Source organism: Allobosea massiliensis, assembly GCF_042655245.1.
Taxonomy (GTDB): Bacteria; Pseudomonadota; Alphaproteobacteria; order Rhizobiales; family Beijerinckiaceae; genus Allobosea; species Allobosea massiliensis.
The window spans coordinates 76,852-92,045 of record NZ_JBHSLU010000161.1 but is presented as its reverse complement, the minus strand read 5'-3'; the positions used below and the strand labels follow the sequence as shown (position 1 = coordinate 92,045).

Below are 15,194 nucleotides of genomic sequence, written 5' to 3'. Positions count from 1 at the left end.
ACGCTTTTCGCGGAGCCGATAGCTGTCTCCGCGGATGGTGATGACGTGGCTGTGGTGGAGCAGTCGATCGAGGATGGCGGTCGCGACGACGGGATCGCCAAAGACCGAGCCCCATTCTCCCACGGCCCGGTTGGAGGTCACGAGCATGGCGCCGCGCTCATAGCGGCGGCTGACGAGCTGGAAGAACAGATGCGCGGCGTCGGGCTCGAACGGCAGATAGCCGAGCTCGTCGACAATCAGCAGTTTCGGCTTGGCGTAGTGGGTCAGCTTTTCCTCGAGCCGCCCTTCGCCATGGGCCTTGGCCAGTTGCGCGACCAGCGTCGTCGCCGGCGTGAACAGGACCGAGTAGCCGGTGACGATGGCTTCGCGCCCGAGCGCGACCGCCAGATGAGTCTTGCCCACGCCCGGCGGGCCCAGGAGTAGCACCGCCTCGCCATTGGCGATGAAGCGGCCCGTCGCGATCTCGCGGATCTGCGCCTTGTCGAGGGAGGGCTGGGCCCCGAAGTCGAAGCCGGTGAGGTCGCGCACGAAGGGGAAGCGCGCCAGGCCGAATGACATGTCGATCCGGCGCTGGTCGCGGCGTGCGACCTCGCGCTCGCAAAACAGCGTCAGCGCCTCCCGGATCGTGAGTTCGCGGCGGCCGGCCTCGTCAATGAGGCTGTCGAGCTGATCGCGCAGCGCCGTCAGCTTCAACCGGCCGAGCAAGGCGGTCAGGTGATCATGGTCGTTCATCAGAAGCCTCCCCCGACAACCGCCTCATACTCCGCCAGCGGACGCAGCAACGCAGCCGGCGCGGGCGGCGATCTCGGCGGCGCCAGGTGAACCGGCCGCTCGCGCGTGCCCACGAGCCCGGCCAGATGGGCATCGTCGACGATCCGGCCATGGCGCCCCTTCAACTCGGCATGGACGGCCACCTCGCGCCCGCCATGGTGGACGCGCACGATCTCGTTGCCGACGGTGACCCGGACGCGCTCGCCGATCAGCCGCCACGGCACCGAATAGGCATTGCCGTCGATCGCCACCGCGCAATCGGCGCCGACGCTGCGCATCAGCTCGCGATGCGTCGTGAACGGCGGAATGCCCCTCACGGGTCTGAGGGCCCCGGCCTCCTCGCGCAGGAAGCGATCGATCGGTGCCTCGCCGGTCGTGCCATGGACACGCAGATCGGCGATGTCGCGCGTCCAGGCGTCCAGATGCGCCTCCATCGCGGCCCAGCTGGCGAAGCGTCGGCCGGCGATGGCGTTCCTCTTCACATAGCCGACCCCGCGCTCGTCCTTGCCCTTCGTGCGCGCCCGATACGGCGCACAGGCTCTGATACGAAAACCCCAATGCTTCGCGAAGGCATGCAGCCTGGGATGGAGAACGACCTCCCGGCTCGATGGATCATGGTGCAAGACGAGCGCGCGGGCGTTGTCGAGCAGCACCTCGCGCGCAATCCCGCCGAAGGCCTGGAACGTGCTCTCCATCCCGGCAAACCAGCTCTCCTGCTTCTCGTGTCCGAAAGCGCGGACATGCAGGCGGCGCGAATAGCCCAGCGTCGCGACAAAGAAGAAAACCTTGGTCGCGACACCGGCGATCTCGACCCGGCGCTCCCCGAAATCGATCTGCAGCTGCTCGCCGGGCGGCGTCTCGAAGCGAACCGTCGCCCGCGCCTCGGCCACCAACTCCCGGCGCAACGGCGCCACCGTGCGCTCGACCGTCCGCAGGCTGACATGGATGTCCTTCTCCTGCGCCAGTTCCTGGCGGATCACATCGGCGTTCCCGCGATGGCGCCGGAATCGCTCGGCCAGCCAATCCGACAGACCGTCCAGCTTCTTCGAGCGCGAAGGCGTCACACAAGGTCGCCAATCGCCGTATCTCAGCCAGCGCTTCACCGTGTTTTTCGAGCAGCCAAGCTCGGCCGCGATCCGCTTCGCGCCCCACCCCAAAGCCTTCAGACGCACCATCGCCGACACGTCGTCCGGCGTCTTCATCTCGTCCCTCCGCGGCAAACCCAACCGCGGCGAACTCTGAACCTCTTGCTCTTCCATGCCGACCTCCTCTCCAGAGGGGTCAGTTCCTCATGGCGTCAGGGGGGCAGTTTGTCGTGTCGCCTGACATCCGAGGCCCCGCAGGCGGATCGCCGGGATCGGCGTATCCAGCGGCTGGAGCAGGAAAACGCCGCTCTCCGAGCGGAACTCACGGAACTCCGCGAACGAATGCGACGCCTGCATCATGTCGAAGCCCATATGGTCGAATCTGGCCGCTTCGTCTCGCAACTCTTCCCGTCCCTCGGTGAGACCGGGGAATGACCGTCCCTCGGAGCCGACCTGCGATCAGCAGGCCCTCGCGCGCAGGGGAAGAGAAGGGGGCGCGCGTTTGCGCGCCGCTTGCGCTTGCCCCTTCTCTGGACCGAGCACGAGGGCATGATGTCGTCGGGTTGGCGGGGCAGGCTCCCAACCAGCGGACTCTGGTTAGGCACCTAGCGGAAAGCCCGACGTTCCAGGGCATCGGATACGCTCGTGCAGCAAAACTTGCGGACCGGTTCGGGGCGGAACTGCCGCGGTTGCTCGCTGACGGGGATCCGGAGCCCTTCGTCGAGATACTGGGCCACCCCGGGGCTCAGGTCCTTGTAGCGGCTTGGCGCGAGGATCTCGCGCGCAACGACATCGTGGTCTGGCTCGATGAGCTCGGCCTGGACCCGCGTTTGGCTGGCAAGATCCTGAAGCTGTGGGGTGCCGAGGCTGCCGTGCGGCTTCGAGCCAATCCCTACCTGCTCATGGCGCTCGCAGGCTGGCGTGAGGTGGACCTTGCTGCTCGGCGCCTCGGCATTGCTCAAGACCACAAACAGCGCCTGGTGGGCGCTGTAGAGGCGGTTCTGTACGAGGCCCTGCATCGCCAAGACACTTGGGTCTCCAAGCAAGTGCTGGATCGCCAAGTCGCGAAGCTGCTGGGCAGTCAGGCACTGGCGGAGCGCGCCATTGTAGCTGCCCAGGAACTTGGGGCGGCAGTGAATTGCGGAAACGGGTGGCAGCCTGCGGGCGCGAGTATGATGGAGCGCTACCTCGCCAAGCGTCTCGAAGCGATGCTCGCCGACGATGAGATTGACGACCTCATGGTCCGACGCATTGACGGCGCCAGCGTCGATCGATGGCTTGATGATGCAAAGCGTGGTCGCGGAGTAGAACTGAACTCTGAACAGGAAGCGGCTGTTCATCTGGCCTTGCGGCAACGCTTCGGTCTCGTCGTCGGCGGGGCGGGCGTTGGCAAAACGACTGTCTTGCGGGCGATCTGCGATGCCGCTGAAATGTTCGGGAGAGCCGTGCATCTCATGGCCCTAGCTGGCCGGGCGGCTGTCCGGATGCGCGAGGCGACACATCGGCCTGCTTCCACGATTGCCGCCTTCCTAAAAGGGGCTGAGGCGCGGACAATCGCGCTCGGACCAGAGAGCCTCGTCATCATCGATGAGAGCTCGATGCTTGACCTGCCAACCTTCTACCGTCTCCTTCGAGCGCTTCCTGTCGGGGCCAGCCTCTTACTGGTCGGGGATGAGGCTCAGCTTGGCCCGATCGGGTTCGGCCTCACGTTCCACGCCTTCGTCGGGGTAGCGTCGATCCCGTGCGTACGGCTGACGCAGATCTATCGCCAATCCGACGCGTCGGGGATACCGACCGTATCGGCCGCTGTGCGCCGTGGCCGGCTTCCATCGTTGCGGGCAGACCTAACCAGTGATCATGGCGTGGTACTGGTACCCACGATTAGCCAGCCGACATCAGACGAAATCATCGACGTGGTGACATCCTTGGGTGGCTTCGCCGACGATCTCAGGGTCCTAACTCCGCTGAGAGCCGGTGATGTCGGTGTTGCCACCCTCAATGCACGCTTCCATGCTCTCGCAGCATCGAAGCAATCAGCTTCCCGGGCGGAATCCTACATCGTCGGCGAGCCAATCATCTTTGGCCGAAATGACTACCAGCGAGACCTTCGCAACGGCAGCCTCGGCGTCGTGAGCCATGTTGAAGGAGCGGCCATCGTCGTGGACTTCGACGGGGTGCCTCACAGGTTCAGCCTGGGCGGGCCTGCGGAAGATATTGCGCTGGCTTATGCGGTGACGGTTCACAAGGCTCAGGGCAGCCAGTTCCGCACAGTGGTCATTCCGGTGACGGAGAGCAGGCTGATGGACCGCTCACTTATCTATACCGCCATCACCCGCGCGACCGAACGAGCAATCTTGGTGGGTTGCAGAGAGACGCTGGAAAAGGCGGTGGCGGTGGATGGAGCCGCCAATCGTCGCCTGATAGGCTTGCGTCGCTGAAGGTTCGGCTGGACAGTCCTTGCAACTTGTAGGGAACGAATCCGTTGGCATGCCGGGGACTGACACACACAGTGGACAAACTGTACCGCATAAAACCGTTCTAGGGCCGGGGCCTCTTCAGGCTCGATCTCCGGTTCGGTCCCGCGCGATGGGCGGCGGGACCCGCCGGCAGCCTTTCAGCCCGCCGCGGCGCGCTCCAGCGCCGCGATATCGAACTTCGTCATCTGCATCATCGCCTGCATGACGCGGCCGGTGACGGCTTCGTCGCCGCCATTGACCAGTTCGACGAAGCGCTCGGGAACGATCTGCCAGGACAGGCCGAAGCGGTCCTTGAGCCAGCCACACTGGCTCGGCTCGCCGCCTTCGCAGAGCTTCTCCCAGTAATGGTCGATCTCGGCCTGCGTGGCGCAATGGACGACGAAGGAAACCGCTTCGCTGAAGCGGAATTGCGGGCCGCCATTCAGCGCCGTGAAGGTCATTCCCTCCAATTCGAAGGACACGACGAGGACGTCGCCGGCGCGGCCCGGTCCGGCGCCGGTGTTGCGCACCACCGGTCCCGGCCGACTGTTCGGGAAGACCGAGCGGTAGAAGGCGGCAGCCTCCTCGGCCTGATGGTCGAACCAGAGGAAGGGCGTAATCTTCTGGAGCTTCATGACGGTCTCCTGGCGATCTCCTGCGAAGCGGGACGCTCGGGTGCGGGTCTAAACTTATCCAAATGGTTTAGTATTAGACCGCAGCTGTCAAGGCCGGCAGCCCGCGCCATGCCATCAGGGCAGGGCGCCAATGCCCGTCTCTTCGCTTGCTCACGCGCACGGGCCCGGCCAAGGTCGCGCCATCATGAGCACATCCGATCCCGTCTCCGCCCTTTCCGTCTGGCTCGCGCTGGAGAGCCACACCCATCACGCCCCCGGCGTCAACGGCATGATGGATCTCGTCGCCGCCGAGGTCGAAGGCCTGCCGATCGCGGTGGAGCGCATTCCCGGCCGGGACGGGCTGGGCGACGCCCTGATCCTGCGGGCCGGCCTTTCCACCGGGACGCCCGGGCTGGCGGTCATGTCGCATCTCGACACGGTCCATCCCGTCGGGACCGCCGCGCGCGACCTGCCCGTGCGGGTCGAGGGCGACCGGCTCTACGGCCCCGGCGTCTACGACATGAAGGGCGGGGCCTATCTCGCGCTGCAGGCCTTCAAGCAGGTCGCGCTGGCCGGTACCGCGAAGCGGCCGCTGGTCTTCCTGTTCACGCCCGACGAGGAGATCGGCTCGCCGACGACGCGCGGGCTGATCGAGGAGATCGGCCGCCAATCGGCGGCCGTTCTGGTCACCGAGCCGGCGCGCGAGGGCGGCAAGATCGTCACGGCCCGCAAAGGGGTGGGGCGCTTCGAGGTGAAGCTCGAGGGCCGGCCGGCCCATTCCGGCGCGCGCCATGCCGACGGACGCAGCGCGATCCGCGAGGCGGCGCACCAGATCCTGGCGATCGAGGGGCTGACCGATTATGCCCGCGGCGTCACCACGACGGTCGCGCTGATGGGCGGCGGCACGGCGGCGAACGTCATCCCGCAGCATGCCTGGTTCAGCGTCGATCTGCGCGTCGCCACGGCCGCCGACGGCGCTGCGCTCGAGCGCGAGATCCTCGGCCTCACGCCCAGGGACCCGGATGTCCGCATCAGCGTGAGCGGGGGCATGAACCGGCCGCCCTATGAGAAATCACCCGAGGGTGCGGCGCTGTTCGAGACGGCGAAGCGCATCGCGGCCGGCATCGGCTTCGAGCTGCAGGACTGCCCGATGACGGGTGGCGGCTCCGACGGCAACTTCACCGCTGCGCTGGGCGTGCCGACCCTCGACGGGCTCGGCATCGACGGCGAGGGCGCCCATACCCTGTCGGAATACGCGCTGATCTCCTCGATCGCGCCGCGCCAGGCGCTGATCAAGGGGCTGCTGGAGACGGTGTGAGGCTTTTTCGCCCATTGGACGAGGCGCGGGTCATCCCGGGCGACCGGAGCGAGACCCGGGATCCATGCCGGAACGGTTCAGGCATGGATCCCGGACCTGCGCTTCGCTCCGTCCGGGATGACTCGTCCTGGTCAGGACGATGGGTCGTCAAGAAGAAGGGGCTGCATTGCTGCAGCCCCTTTCGTGTTTTCGCCGGCCGTGAAGCGCTTACGCCTCGCTTGGGCTCTCCGGCGCCGCAGCGCCCTCGGCCTCGGCGTCCTCGCCTTCGCCATCGTCGCCGATGCGCTCGACCGAGACGACCTTCTCGCTGGCGTCGGTGTTGAACACCGTCACGCCTTGCGTCGAGCGTCCGGCGATGCGGATGCGGTTGCCCGGGCCGGCATCGACCGGCACGCGGATGACCTGGCCGCCATCGGTGACGAGCATGATCTGGTCTCGGTCCTCGACCGGGAAGGAGGCGATGAGCCGGCCGTTGCGCTCGTTGACGACCATCGCGACGATGCCCTTGCCGCCGCGTCCGGTGACCCGGTACTCGAAGGAGGAGCTGCGCTTGCCATAGCCCTTCTCCGACACGGTCAGGATGAACTGCTCGGCGAGCTGCATCTCGAGCCGCTTGGCGCCGAGTTCGACCTCGCCGGCCGTCTCCTCGCCATCGCCATTGGCGGGCGTCTCGGCCGCATCCTCGGCTTCGCCATTGAGCGCACGGCGCTGGGCGGCGGCATCCTTGAGATAGGTGGCGCGCTCCTCCGGCGTGGCGTCGAGATGCTTCAGGATCGCCAGCGAGATGACCTCGTCGCCCTTGCCGAGATTGATGCCGCGCACGCCGGTGGAATCGCGGCCCTTGAAGACGCGCACCTCCGGCACCTCGAAGCGGATGCACTGACCGTTGGCGGTGGTCAGCAGCACGTCGTCGGCCTCGGTGCAGATCTGCACGTCGACGATGTGATCGCCCTCGTCGAGCTTCATCGCGATCTTGCCGGCGCGGTTGACGTTGACGAAGTCGGAAAGCTTGTTGCGGCGGACATTGCCCGACGCGGTCGCGAACATCACGTCCAGCGTCTCCCAGCTGGCCTCGTCCTCCGGCAGCGGCATGATCGTGGTGATGCGCTCGTTCTTCTCGAGCGGCAGCATGTTGTTGAGGAACTTGCCGCGCGAGTTCGGCGCCGCCAGCGGCAGGCGCCAGACCTTTTCCTTGTAGACCTGACCCTCGGAGGAGAAGAACAGCACCGGGGTATGCGTGTTGGCGACGAAGAGGCGGGTGACGAAATCCTCGTCGCGCGTCGCCATGCCGGAGCGGCCCTTGCCGCCGCGCTTCTGCGCCCGGTAGGTCGAGAGCGGCACGCGCTTGATGTAGCCGGCATGGGAGACGGTGACGACCATGTCCTCGCGGGCGATCAGATCCTCGTCGTCGAGATCGGAGCCCCAGTCCTGGATCACGGTGCGGCGCGGCGTGGCGAAGGCGGCCTTCACCGCCGCCAGCTCGTCCTTGATGATCGCCTGGATGCGGATGCGCGAGCGCAGGATGTCGAGATAGTCGGCGATCTCGGTGGCGAGCTTCTGCAACTCGTCGCCGATCTCGTCGCGGCCGAGAGCCGTCAGGCGGGCGAGGCGGAGTTCGAGGATCGCTTTCGCCTGCGCGTCCGAGAGCCGATAGGTGCCGTCGGCATTGATCGGGTGGCGCGGATCGTCGACCAGCGCGATCAGCGGGGCGATATCCTCGGCCGGCCAGTCGCGCGCCATCAGGGATTCATGCGCGGCAGCCGGGGTCGGCGCCGTGCGGATCAGGCGGATGACCTCATCGATGTTCGCCACCGCCGTCGCCAAGCCGCACAGCACATGGGCGCGCTCACGGGCCTTGTTGAGCAGGAAGCGGGTGCGCCGGGAGACGACCTCCTCGCGGAACTCGACGAAGGCGACGATGAAGTCGCGCAGGTTGAGCACTTCGGGCCGGCCGCCATTGAGCGCGACGAAGTTGCAGCCGAAGGAGGTCTGCAGCTGGGTGAAGCGGTAGAGCTGGTTGAGCACGACATCGGCCAGCGCATCGCGCTTGATCTCGATGACGACGCGCACGCCCTCACGGCTGGATTCGTCGCGCAGGTCGGAGATGCCCTCGATGCGCTTCTCGCGCACCATTTCGGCGATCTTCTCGACCATCGAAGCCTTGTTCACCTGGTACGGGACCTCGGTGACGACGATCGCCTCGCGCTCCTTGCGAAGCTCCTCGATATGCGTCTTCGAGCGCATCACGATCGAGCCGCGGCCGGTGTGATAGGCGGCGTGGATGCCGCTGCGGCCCATGATCGAGGCGCCGGTCGGGAAATCGGGGCCGGGCACGATCTCGATCAGCTCGTCGATCGTGATCTCGGGATTGTCGATCAGCGCGATGCAGGCATCGACCACCTCGCCGAGATTGTGCGGCGGAATGTTGGTGGCCATGCCGACCGCGATGCCGCCGGCGCCGTTGACCAGAAGGTTCGGGTAGCGCGCCGGCAGGACCGTCGGCTCCTGCTCCTTGCCGTCGTAGTTCGGCTGGAAGTTGACCGTGTCGAGGTCGAGATCCTCGAGGAGCGGCATCGCCGCCTTGTCGAGCCTCGCTTCCGTGTAGCGATCGGCAGCCGGGCTGTCGCCATCCATCGAGCCGAAGTTGCCCTGGCCGTCGATCAGCGGCAGGCGCAGCGAGAAATCCTGCGCCATGCGCACCAGCGCGTCATAGACCGCGAGATTGCCGTGCGGATGGTACTTACCCATCGTGTCGCCGACGATGCGGGCGCATTTGGTGTAGGGCCGGTCGGGCAGGTTCTTGTTCTCGTGCATCGAGAACAAGATGCGCCGGTGCACCGGCTTCAGGCCGTCGCGGACATCGGGCAGAGCGCGGCTCACGATCACGCTCATCGCGTAATCGAGATAGCTCTTCTTCATCTCGTCGGTGATCGCGATCGGCTTGATCTCGCCGCCGAACTGCGGCTCGTCCGGGCGCTTGTCTTCGGTGTCGTCGCTCAAGGGATTCAGTCCCGATTCCGGTTGTTTTTCAAGCTTCTGGCTAGCCGATTCCGGTGGTTTAGGCCAGCTTCGCCGGCGGCTTTTCGGTGGAAAATAAGCATAGTAATTTCAATGGCTTGCGCCCTTCGACGGCGCCGCCAGCCGTTGCGCTCCACATTGCCGCCTTGTTTGGACGTCGCCGTGAGCAAAAATGGGTTGAATCGCCAAGGCCGCGCGCTGGCGGGCCCTCCAGCCGTCATCCTGAGGCGATCGCTTCGGCGACCGTCTCGAAGCATGCTCCAGCCCAGTTCAGAGCCTCCTGGGGCCATCCTTCGAGACGCTGTTGCGCAGCTCTCAGGATGGGTGCAGGGCGCTGGGCTTTGCAGTGCGGCCTCTTTCCGTGTGACGCGCAGCATGTCTTTAGTGCCCCCATGCCGATCGACTTCATCACCTCAGCGCTGGTCACACTGCTCGTCACGCTCGATCCACCGGGGCTGGCGCCGATCTTCCTGTCGCTGACGCAGGGCATGTCGGCGGGCGAGCGGCGGCAGGTCGCGATCCGCGCCTGCATCATCGCCTTCGGCATCCTCGCCTTCTTCGGCGTGGCCGGCGACATCGTGCTGAAGGCGCTCGGCGTCTCGCTGCCGGCCTTCCGCATCGCGGGCGGGCTGCTGCTGTTCTGGATCGCCTTCGAGATGGTGTTCGAGCGGCGCACCGAGCGCAAGCAGCAGACCGCGACGACCGCGATCACGCAGGATCACATCCGCAACGTCGCCGCCTTCCCGCTGGCGATCCCGCTGATGGCGGGGCCGGGCGCGCTGACGGCGATCATCCTCCTCGCCGGGCGGGCGGAGGGCGACCCGCTGCGGCTGGCGGCACTGGCCATCATCTGCGGTCTGGTGATCCTCTCCTGCCTCGTCGTCTTCCTGCTGGCGACGCCGCTCGCCCGGTTGCTCGGCATCACCGGCAACATCGTGCTGACCCGGCTGCTCGGCGTCATTCTTGCCGCGCTGGCGGTGCAGTTCGTGATCGACGGGGTGAGGGCGGTGGTGCGGGCGGGGTAGGGCCGGCGGAGAACGCGATGGATCGAAGAGCGTCGGGGCGCGTTGCCCGTACGCATCCGAGCGTTCGCTCTACCCCCGGCCACCATGAGCTTCGACCTATCCTCTCTCAGCCCGGCCGCCCGCCATCTTTTGGCGGCCTTCGGCGATGCCATCTCGGACGGCTGGCTGCTGGCGCAACTCGCCGCCATCATCGGCGGCTATGTTCTGTCATCGTGGATTGCGGCGGCGCTCGAGCCGCGGCTCGAACAGCAGGCTCGGCGCATCCGCGGCAATCCGGACCTGCTGCGGGTCGTCATCGCCTTCCTGCGGCGGACGCGGTGGCTGGTCTACACCCTCTGGCTCTATGCCTGCGAGGTGGCGCTGCTGCTGCTATCCGGCCCCTTCGACGTTCAGCTGCTCGCGGCGGCGCGCGCCCTCGCGGCCGCCTGGTTCTTCATCTCGGCGCTGACGCGGATCATCCGATCCGTCACGATCGCCCGCATCGTCGCCATCCTCTGCTGGGGGTATGTCGCGCTGGCCATCGTCGGGCTCGACGAGGCCGTGCTCGCCGCATTCGACCGGGCCGCCCTCACGCTGGGCGCCGTCCGCATCTCTCTGCTGCTGGTGCTGAAGCTGCTGGTCGCGCTGGTTTCACTGGTCTGGTTCGCGGTGCTGCTCGGGAGCGTCCTGTCGCACTGGGTCGAACGCTCGCAGGACCTCTCGGCGTCCTTCAAGGTTCTGATCGCGAAGCTGATCAAGATCGCGCTCATCATCGTGGCGGGCGCAATTGCGCTCGCCGCCACCGGCATCGACCTGACCGCCATCACCGTCTTTTCCGGAGCGGTCGGCGTCGGCATCGGTTTCGGCCTTCAGAAGGTGGTGTCGAACTTCATCTCCGGGATCATCATCCTGCTCGACAAGTCGATCAAACCCGGCGACACGATCTCGCTGGGCGACACCTTCGGTTCGATCCGGGACCTGCGCTCGCGCTTCGTCTCGGTGATCACGCGCGACGGTCGGGAATATCTGATCCCGAACGAAGATCTAATCACCAATCAGGTGATCAACTGGTCCTTCTCGAGCGACTATGTCCGGATCGACGTCGAGTTCGGCACATCCTATGACAGCGATCCGCACGAGGTCAGCCGCATCGCGATCGAGACCGCAAAAGCGGTGCCGCGCGTCAGCACGCACACAGCCCCGGTCTGCTGGCTGACCGGTTTCGGTGCCTCATCGCTCGATTTCAAGCTGCGCTTCTGGATCGCCGATCCCGGCAACGGCCTGACCAATGTCCGCGGTCAGATCCTGCTTGGGCTGTGGGATGCCTTCAAGGCCGCCGGCATCGGCATTCCCTTCCCGCATCGCGAGATCATCATGAAGACGCCGGTGGTGTTGAAGGGGGCGAACGCCGCCCTGGAGAAGGACAGCCGCTGAGCCGTGCGGGAAATGAACAGTCGTGATGGATGACTAACGTCGCGATCCATTGGTGCAGTTCATGAACGCCATGTGAGCGCCTGTTCCAAGCCTTGGCGATCGCCACATTTTCCGTCCGGGACGGTGCGGATCATCCACGACGCGGCCGCCATTGCTCAGCGCGCATGAGCAGGACCGCTGATCGCGCATGCCATGACATTCAGCGAATACACCCTGCGCCGCAGCGGGACCTGAGGAAGTGAAGCACATCAGCATGACACTGCCGATCAAAACTGCCAGACGCATGATGAAATTCCCCGAGCCGCAGTAAAACCTTGCACGGCTCGGGGCGAAGGTCCAGCGATCTCGCCTGCGGGACTCGCAGCCGCGCCAGATTGGTCGGCACGGCTTGCGAGACGCAGTCCCCTACTTCTCCAGGAAAGCCCGGATCGCGCCCTCGGCCTGCTTCATCGAGATGACGCCGTCGAGATGGCCGCGGGAGCCCTGGATGTGGACGTGGGTGACGTCGACGCCGCCCTTCTTCAGCGTCTCGGCGGTGCGGTCGACCGCATCGGCCGTGAAGACGAGGTCCTTGGGCTGGGTGATCAGCAGCACCGGCGCCTTGATCTTGGTGGCTGCGTCGGAGAGCGACGTCCCGCCCGCGGCGAAGAGCTGGTTCGCCTTGACCAGATAGAGGAAGTGGTTGGCGTCCGAGACCTTGGCGCGGGCCTCGCCGGCATTGTCGAGGATGCTCTGGATCTGGAACTTGCTGCCGAGCGACTTCGCCGGATCCTCGCCCTCCTTGGCGGCGCGGCGGGCGAAGGTGGCGTTGGCCCAATCCTGGTGATTGGCCTGCAGCGTCACGACGGTCAGCGCCTTGGCGAGGCCGGCATTGGGCGGCGTCTTGCCGTAATAGTCGCCCTTGTTCCAGTTGGGATCGAGCAGGATCGGCGCGGCCCAGACGTCGAGCCAGGCGATGAGCTGCGCATCGGCCTCGCCGGCGCCGATCACCGGCATCGCCTTGGCGACCATCTCGGGGTAGCGCGCCGCCCATTCGAAGGTCTGGAGCGAGCCCATGGAGGGCCCGGCGACCAGCGCCAACCGCTTGATGCCGAGGCTCTCGACCAGCGCCTTCTGGACGTTGACGAAATCGGCGATGGTGACGACCGGGAAGTCGAGCGCATAGGGCTTGCCGGTGTCGGGATCGATCGAGGCCGGGCCGGTGGTCGTCGTCTTCGGATCGCCGGTGTTGAGGTTCACCAGCGTGTCGGAGGAGAGGACGAAGTACTTGTTGGTGTCGATCGCCTTGCCGGGGCCGATGATCGCGTCCCAATAGCCGGCCGCGGCGTCGGTCGCCGCATATTTGCCGGCGGCATGCGAGTTGCCCGAGAAGAAGTGGCAGATCAGCACGGCGTTGGATTTGTCGGCGTTGAGCGTGCCGTAGCTCTCCCAGCCGACCTTGACGTCCTTGAGCGTGCGGCCGCTCTGCGTGGTGAAGTTCGGCAGGGTGAAGACCTTCTTCTCGGTCATCAGCTCCTGCGCCGCCGCCGGGGCGCCACCATTCAACAGATCCATCGCAACCCATCCCAACAGGCCCGCCGTGGCCGCGATCCAGCGTTTCATCGTCCGTTCCTCCCGTCGCCTCGCTCAGCGGCCGTGCGCTCCGGCCTTGGCGCCATCCAAGCGGAAGTCGGGCGGCGACGGAAGCGGAAAGGCTGAGCCGCTCAGCGCAGCGGCAGCGTCTCGCCCTCAGCGGCGCCGGCCGGGCGCAGCAACGCGTCGGTCTGGAGCTCGAAGGCGGGTGCGGAGAGCGGGCCCTTCAGGCTGAACGGCAGGCGCAGGGGCCCGCTTGCGGGCTGCAGCAGCGCCGCCATGTCGAGGGTCGGGCCGCTCAGCGCGGCGGTGCCGACCAGTGTCATGCGGTAGCCGGCACCGGCCATCTGGGCGTCGCTCAGGGTGAGTTGGCCGTTGGCCACGGTCGCGGTGAAGCCGGCACTGTCGAAGGCGGTGCGGCCCTGGCGCCAGTCGCGCAGGGCCAACCCCGGATTGCGCTCGGCGCGGCGCAGGAGATCGGCGAAGGCGAAGCCGGCGAGTTCGCCCTGGCGCAGCGAGACCGTGCCCTTGCCGGTGAGCGAGGCCAGGATCTCCGGCACGGACCGTCCGAGGCCGTCCAGCCCGAACTGCATCGTGCCGATGCCGGTGAGCCTCGCGAGTTGCGGCAGATCGGCGCCGGCGCGGCCGAGATTGAGCCGCTCGACGCCGCCGACGAGCTTGACGTCGATGCCGCCGGGCACCGTCATGGCCAGCAGCCGCCCCTTGACGCTGCCGCCATAGGCGCTGGCGCGCAGCAGGCCGGTTTCGAACCGACCCTTCTTCACCAGCAGATAGGTGGCGACGTCGGATAGGCGCGCGCCGTCGAGCCGCGCCGACTCGACCGAGATGCGCAGATCGATGTCCTGCGCCGTCCAGGTCTCGAAGGGCAGAGGCGGCGCGTCGGGCGTGGTCTGGAGGGCGGGCAGATCGAGGCGGGCGAGCAGTTTGCCAAGGTCCAGCGTCGCTCCGGCCAGCGTGCCGGAGAGGCTGCTGCGGCCCGCGGCGGTGGCGAGGTTGAGCGCGCCGTCGAGCCGGTCTCCCTCCAGCCGCAGCGCGACATTGGTCAGGGCGGTGTCGTGGGGGCGGATGCGGGCCTCGGCCGTGAGCGAGAGCGGCCCGAGCGCGGCGGCCAGACGCGGCGTCTCGCCGAACCAGGCGAGAAGCTCCGGCATGGAACGCGTGGCCAATGTGAGCTGGCCGGTAATGATCGGCTCAGGCGCGCTGCTGCGCGATCCTTCGAACTGGAGCTTGAGCAGCGGCGCCTCGACGCTCAGCAGCGTGCGCCCGCGCCCGCCGGCCATCGGCCAGACGAGGCTGATCTCGGCCGGGGTGCCGCGCCAGTTCACCCGGCCCGCCAGCGCGAGCGGCGCCTGCGCGTCGCGCTCGTCGATGACGAGGTTGACGTCGCGCAGGATGCTGCGGATCGCGCCCTCCGCGCGCACGAAGACGGAACCGCCACCGATGACGATGCGGCTCTGCTCGCCGAGCTTCTGCAGCGCGTCGAGCGGACGCGAAAGCCATTCGCCCGGATGGTCGCTGCCGGGAGCGACCGCCAGATCGAGCTGCGGCGAAACCAGGTCGATCCGGTCGAAATCGAGGCGTCCGACGAGGAGTGGCAGCAGCCGCGCCTGGGCGCGGAGGCGCAGGGCCCGGCCCGACACGCCGCCATCGGGCTGCGCAAAGGCGACGTCGCTGAGGCTGATGCGCGGCAGCGGCAACAGGGCGATCTCGGCCTTCTCCAGCCCCGTCACGGCGAGCCCCGTGCGCGCCTCGATGGCGCGGATGACGTGCCGCTCGACCCGCGCCGCAGCCAAGTTCCACGACTGCAGGCCGAGGAGCCCGAGAACGAGGAGCAGGCTGTAGGCGAGGATCGAGGCGCGTCGGGTCATGAACTCTCGGAACGGGGTATCCGGGACATCGTG

11 protein-coding genes are annotated in these 15,194 nt (G+C 66.9%); 4 read left to right on the top strand and 7 right to left on the bottom strand.

Features of this window, described 5'->3' with window-relative positions; translation table 11 throughout:
- The 3 genes from istB to ACFPN9_RS29530 all read right to left on the bottom strand — a co-directional run.
- The coding region (istB, locus tag ACFPN9_RS29540) for an IS21-like element helper ATPase IstB (RefSeq protein ID WP_377818100.1) at positions 1-732 on the bottom strand (732 nt) is incomplete at its 3' end.
- On the bottom strand, positions 732-2,030 hold the full coding sequence (gene istA / locus ACFPN9_RS29535; protein WP_377818099.1) for an IS21 family transposase: 1,299 nt from the start codon (positions 2,028-2,030) through the stop codon (positions 732-734). The genes istA and istB, both read right to left, overlap by 1 nt.
- A 30-nt stretch (positions 2,031-2,060) precedes the next feature.
- Positions 2,061-2,228, bottom strand: coding sequence for a hypothetical protein (locus tag ACFPN9_RS29530; protein ID WP_377818098.1), 168 nt, complete (start codon positions 2,226-2,228; stop codon positions 2,061-2,063).
- 59 nt (positions 2,229-2,287) lie between these two features.
- Between ACFPN9_RS29530 and ACFPN9_RS29525 the strand changes: the two genes are divergently transcribed.
- Positions 2,288-4,294, top strand: a complete 2,007-nt coding sequence (locus ACFPN9_RS29525; protein ID WP_377818097.1) for an ATP-dependent DNA helicase — start codon at positions 2,288-2,290, stop codon at positions 4,292-4,294.
- Positions 4,295-4,470: 176 nt separating this feature from the next.
- Here the strand turns inward: ACFPN9_RS29525 and ACFPN9_RS29520 are convergent, their stop codons facing one another.
- A complete protein-coding gene (locus ACFPN9_RS29520) occupies positions 4,471-4,947 on the bottom strand; it encodes a VOC family protein (protein WP_066719481.1) in 477 nt (158 codons plus the stop codon).
- Positions 4,948-5,131: 184 nt separating this feature from the next.
- Here ACFPN9_RS29520 and ACFPN9_RS29515 point away from each other — a divergent pair, with 184 nt between their 5' ends.
- The gene (locus tag ACFPN9_RS29515) at positions 5,132-6,244 is read left to right on the top strand and encodes a M20 family metallopeptidase (RefSeq protein WP_066719483.1); all 1,113 of its coding nucleotides are present in this window, start codon (positions 5,132-5,134) and stop codon (positions 6,242-6,244) included.
- A gap of 207 nt (positions 6,245-6,451) precedes the next feature.
- Here ACFPN9_RS29515 and gyrA read toward each other — a convergent pair whose 3' ends face one another.
- On the bottom strand, positions 6,452-9,163 hold the full coding sequence (gene gyrA / locus ACFPN9_RS29510) for a DNA gyrase subunit A (protein WP_156446503.1): 2,712 nt from the start codon (positions 9,161-9,163) through the stop codon (positions 6,452-6,454).
- A 491-nt stretch (positions 9,164-9,654) separates the two neighbouring features.
- On the opposite strand from gyrA, the gene ACFPN9_RS29505 reads away from it, so the two are divergent.
- Positions 9,655-10,287 (top strand): MarC family protein, encoded by a 633-nt coding sequence (locus ACFPN9_RS29505; RefSeq protein WP_066719487.1) that lies wholly within the window; start codon positions 9,655-9,657, stop codon positions 10,285-10,287.
- An 84-nt stretch (positions 10,288-10,371) separates the two neighbouring features.
- A complete protein-coding gene (locus tag ACFPN9_RS29500) occupies positions 10,372-11,700 on the top strand; it encodes a mechanosensitive ion channel family protein (RefSeq protein WP_082734983.1) in 1,329 nt (442 codons plus the stop codon).
- Between the two features lie 405 nt (positions 11,701-12,105).
- Here the strand turns inward: ACFPN9_RS29500 and ACFPN9_RS29495 are convergent, their stop codons facing one another.
- Together ACFPN9_RS29495 and ACFPN9_RS29490 are read right to left on the bottom strand one after the other, a co-directional pair.
- Positions 12,106-13,302 carry an E22 family MetX-like putative esterase gene (locus ACFPN9_RS29495; protein WP_082734984.1) on the bottom strand — a complete coding sequence of 399 codons (1,197 nt, stop codon included), beginning with the start codon at positions 13,300-13,302 and terminating at the stop codon, positions 12,106-12,108.
- 101 nt (positions 13,303-13,403) lie between these two features.
- Positions 13,404-15,161 (bottom strand): AsmA family protein, encoded by a 1,758-nt coding sequence (locus ACFPN9_RS29490; RefSeq protein WP_066719490.1) that lies wholly within the window; start codon positions 15,159-15,161, stop codon positions 13,404-13,406.
- Positions 15,162-15,194: the final 33 nt, after the last annotated feature.

Coding starts and splice junctions, on each gene's coding strand:
- istA (WP_377818099.1), bottom strand. CDS start 2,030: ATGGAAGAGCAAGAGGTTCAGAGTTCGCCGCGGTTGGGTTTGCCGCGG.
- ACFPN9_RS29530 (WP_377818098.1), bottom strand. CDS start 2,228: ATGGGCTTCGACATGATGCAGGCGTCGCATTCGTTCGCGGAGTTCCGT.
- ACFPN9_RS29525 (WP_377818097.1), top strand. CDS start 2,288: ATGACCGTCCCTCGGAGCCGACCTGCGATCAGCAGGCCCTCGCGCGCA.
- ACFPN9_RS29520 (WP_066719481.1), bottom strand. CDS start 4,947: ATGAAGCTCCAGAAGATTACGCCCTTCCTCTGGTTCGACCATCAGGCC.
- ACFPN9_RS29515 (WP_066719483.1), top strand. CDS start 5,132: ATGAGCACATCCGATCCCGTCTCCGCCCTTTCCGTCTGGCTCGCGCTG.
- gyrA (WP_156446503.1), bottom strand. CDS start 9,163: ATGAAGAAGAGCTATCTCGATTACGCGATGAGCGTGATCGTGAGCCGC.
- ACFPN9_RS29505 (WP_066719487.1), top strand. CDS start 9,655: ATGCCGATCGACTTCATCACCTCAGCGCTGGTCACACTGCTCGTCACG.
- ACFPN9_RS29500 (WP_082734983.1), top strand. CDS start 10,372: ATGAGCTTCGACCTATCCTCTCTCAGCCCGGCCGCCCGCCATCTTTTG.
- ACFPN9_RS29495 (WP_082734984.1), bottom strand. CDS start 13,302: ATGAAACGCTGGATCGCGGCCACGGCGGGCCTGTTGGGATGGGTTGCG.
- ACFPN9_RS29490 (WP_066719490.1), bottom strand. CDS start 15,161: ATGACCCGACGCGCCTCGATCCTCGCCTACAGCCTGCTCCTCGTTCTC.